The organism is Variovorax sp. YR752 (assembly GCF_943372545.1).
In genome coordinates this window covers 1-3,524 of sequence record NZ_CALRZC010000401.1, presented here as the reverse complement: position 1 = coordinate 3,524, position 3,524 = coordinate 1, and the positions used below count along the sequence as shown (strand labels likewise).

Annotated in this window: 4 protein-coding genes; all 4 read right to left on the bottom strand. The window is 66.2% G+C overall.

Annotated elements, in window-relative coordinates; genetic code table 11:
• On the bottom strand, nucleotides 1–174 hold a 174-nt coding region (locus AAG801_RS41060; RefSeq protein ID WP_341893623.1), incomplete at its 3' end, for an ATP-binding cassette domain-containing protein.
• A gap of 29 nt (nucleotides 175–203) precedes the next feature.
• Nucleotides 204–1,256 (bottom strand): urea ABC transporter permease subunit UrtC, encoded by a 1,053-nt coding sequence (urtC, locus tag AAG801_RS41055; RefSeq protein WP_341893622.1) that lies wholly within the window; start codon nucleotides 1,254–1,256, stop codon nucleotides 204–206.
• 3 nt (nucleotides 1,257–1,259) lie between these two features.
• Entirely contained in the window at nucleotides 1,260–2,162 is a 903-nt protein-coding gene (gene urtB / locus AAG801_RS41050; protein ID WP_341893621.1) for an urea ABC transporter permease subunit UrtB, read from the bottom strand.
• 5 nt (nucleotides 2,163–2,167) lie between these two features.
• Nucleotides 2,168–3,361: an urea ABC transporter substrate-binding protein gene (urtA, locus tag AAG801_RS41045; RefSeq protein ID WP_341893620.1), complete on the bottom strand. Its 1,194-nt coding sequence runs from the start codon at nucleotides 3,359–3,361 to the stop codon at nucleotides 2,168–2,170.
• Between the last annotated feature and the right edge of the window lie 163 nt (nucleotides 3,362–3,524).

Sequence of the window (3,524 nt, the reverse complement as noted above, 5' to 3'; positions counted from 1 at the left end):
GAGCAGCGTGGTCTTGCCCGCGCCGTTCGGGCCGATGATCACGCGCAGCTCGTTGCGCTCGACCGAAAGGCTCAGCCCGTCGACGGCCTTGAAGCCGTCGAAGGACACGGTGAGGTCTTCGATGCGCAGGATCTGCTCGTTCGAGTGCGAGAACGCCGCAGCCGCCTGCGGCATGCCGCCGTTGGGCATCGTCATCGTGGCGTTCATGGCGCCACCTCCGTGCTGCGACCGCGCATCAGCTTCTCGCCCAGGCCGGCAAGCCCGTTCGGCATCGCCCACACCACGAGGATGAACACGGCACCGAGGAAGTACAGCCAGCCCTCGGGAAAGGTCTCCGACAGGTACGACTTGAGAAAGCCGATGAGCAGCGCGCCGATCACCGCGCCCGGAATCGACAGTCGCCCGCCGACCGCGGCGTAGATCACCATCTCGACCGAGGCCACCACGCCGATCACGCCCGGCGCGATCAGCCCCACCTGCAGGCTGTAGAACGCCCCGCCGATGGCCGAGAGCACGGCTGCCACCGCGAACACGAAGGCCTTCATGTGCGCCGTGTTGTAGCCGCTGAAGCGCACGCGATCTTCCTTGTCGCGGATGGCGATCAGCAGCTTGCCGAAGCGGCTGCGCACGATGGCGAGCGACACCATCATCACCAGCGCGATGGCCGCCACCTCGACGAAGTACATCGTGCGCTTGGCCTCGTCGGTGGCGATGTCCCAGCCCAGCAGCGTGCGGAAATCGGTGATGCCGTTGGCACCGCCGGTGTCGCCCTGCTGGCCGACCACCACCACCGTGAGCGTGAGCGCCAGCGACAGCGTGACGATCGCGAAGTACACGCCGCTCACGCGCCGCTTGAAGATCGCGTACGAGAACACATAGGCCAGCACCGCGGGAATCACGAGGATGCCCACCACCGTCCAGCCCAGCGAGTGGAAGGGCTGCCACCACGCGGGCAGCTGCTCGACGCTGCTCCACACCATGAAGTCCGGCAGCTCGGGCGCGGAGGCTTCGAGCTTGAGGAACATCGCCATCATGTAGCCGCCCAGGCCGAAGAACATGCCCTGGCCCAGGCTCAGCACGCCGCCGTAGCCCCAGGTGAGCACCACGCCGACCGCGACGAACGCGAAGGCCAGGTACTTGCTGATGAGGTTCAGGCGGAACGGGTCGAGCGTGAGCGGCAGCACCACGGCCAGCAGCACGAGCACGGCCACCATCGCGCCGATGTCGCGTGTGCGTTGAGGAGAAAGACCGTGCATGCGTCAGCTCCTCGCGCGCGTGGCGAACAGGCCGTTGGGCCGGAAGTACAGCACCGCGATCACCAGCAGGAGGATCGTGGCCTTGGCCATCGAGCCGCTCATGAGGTACTCGAGCCAGGTCTGCGACTGCGCGATGGCAAAGCCCGAGAGCGCGGTGCCGATGAGGCTCTGCACGCCGCCGAACACCACCACGATGAACGAGTCGACGATGTACAGCTGGCCCGTGCCGGGGTTGGTCGAGCCGATCATCGTGAACACCGCACCCGCGATGCCCGCCAGGCCCGAACCCAGCGCGAAGGTCATCGCGTCGACGCGGTGCGTGTCGATGCCCACCGCGCCGGCAATGGCGCGGTTCTGCGTCACCGCGCGCACCTTCAGCCCCCAGGGCGTGCGGTACAGCAGCAGATACACGCCGACCGCGACGAGGGCCGTGAGCCCGACGATGAAGATGCGGTTCAGCGGCAGCTGGATGCCTGCCGTCGGCTCCCATGCCCCCGCCAGCCACGAGGCCAGCGGCACGCTCACTTCCTGCGCGCCGAAGATGGAGCGGTAAGCCTGCTGCAGCATGAGGCTCAGGCCCCACGTGGCCAGCAGGGTATCGAGCGGGCGGTCGTAGAAGAAGCGGATGAAGCCCCGCTCCAATACATAGCCGAACGCGAAGGTCACGGCGAACGCGAACGGAATCGCGGCGAACAGGTACAGGTCCATGAAGCCCGGCGCGAAGTGCGCAAAGAAGCGCGCCGCCAGGTAGGTCATGTAGGCGCCCAGCGCCATCAGCTCGCCGTGCGCCATGTTGATGACGCCCATCAGGCCGAACACGATGGCCAGCCCGAGCGCCATGAGCAGCAGGATGGTGAACAGGCTCACGCCGTTGAACACCTGCATCACCGCGATGTCGAAGTTCATCGCGTTCAGACCTTCGGGAAGGGGTTGGGCTCGACCAGCTGCGGCGATTCCCACACGATGTCGAACTGCCCGTCGGGCCGCGCGCGGCCCACGCGCACCTTCTTCCACACGTGGTGGTTGGTGGCGTGCACGCGCACCGTGCCTTCGGGCGCTTCGATCTCCACGCCCGCGGCGGCGGCCGTGACCTTGTCGACCTCGAAGGACTTGGCCTTTTCCACCGCCAGCTTCCACAGGTACACGCTGTTGTAGGCCACCTCCATCGGGTCGCCGATCACGCGGTCTTGCCCGTACTTGGCCTTGAAGGCCTTCACGAACTTCTCGTTGGCCGGCGACTTGATGCTCTGGAAGTAGCCCATGCAGGCGTAGTAGCCCGCGGCGTTGTCCTTGCCGATGCCGTCGATCTCGTTCTCGGACACCACGGTCGACAGCAGCACCTGCTTGGTGCCGTCGAGCCCCGCCGCGCGCAGCTGCTTGTAGAAGGCCACGTTGGAGCCGCCCACCACCGTGCTGTAGATGCAGTCGGGCTTGGCGGCCTTGATCTTGTTGATGATCGACGAGAACTCGGTGTGGCCCAGCGGTGCGTACTCTTCGCCGAGCACCTTGCCGCCGGCCTTGGTGATGGCGGGCTTGGCGATCTTGTTGCAGGTGCGCGGGTAGATGTAGTCGGAGCCGACGAGGAAGAAGTTCTTGCCCTTCTCGCGCGCCATCCATTCCACGGCTGCGATCACCGATTGCGTGGCTTCCTGCGAGGGGTAGAACACGCGCTTGTCCTGCTCCTGGCCTTCGTAGTAGGTCGGGTAGAACAGCAGGCCCTTGGCCTGGTTGAGCACCGGCAGCAGCGCCTTGCGCGAGGCCGAGGTGTAGCAGCCGATGATGGCCGCGACCTTGTCGCGCTCCAGCAGCTTGCGGGCCTTCTCGGCGAACACCGAGTTCTCGCTCGCGCCGTCTTCGACCACGGCCTCGATCTTCTTGCCCAGCACGCCGCCGGCGGCATTGATCTCTTCGATGGCCAGCTTTTCGGCGTCGACCAGCGAGGCCTCGGCGATGGCGATGGTGCCCGAGAGCGAGTGCAGCAGGCCGAGCTTCACGGTGGCGCCGTCCTGCGCGCGGGCCAGGCCGGCCACGCCGCCGGCGGCGCCCAGCACGATCATCGAGCCGCCCGTCTTCACGATCTGGCGGCGGTTGAAAGCGTTCGTCATGTCAAATTCCTTTGCTTTGGTTTTGTGCGAGTCATCAGGAACATCCGACCTTCGGAAGCCGTGCGTTGGGTGTCTCCTCCCGCCGCGCGGCCCCTGCAAACGAGCGCTGTGCTGCCAGTGCTTTTTCTTCGGGCAAAGCTGCGCCACCGGATGACGCGCATCC

What these genes read in the sequence shown, in the direction of transcription:
- urtC (WP_341893622.1), bottom strand. Translation starts at nt 1,256, where the DNA reads ATGCACGGTCTTTCTCCTCAACGCACACGCGACATCGGCGCGATGGTG.
- urtB (WP_341893621.1), bottom strand. Translation starts at nt 2,162, where the DNA reads ATGAACTTCGACATCGCGGTGATGCAGGTGTTCAACGGCGTGAGCCTG.
- urtA (WP_341893620.1), bottom strand. Translation starts at nt 3,361, where the DNA reads ATGACGAACGCTTTCAACCGCCGCCAGATCGTGAAGACGGGCGGCTCG.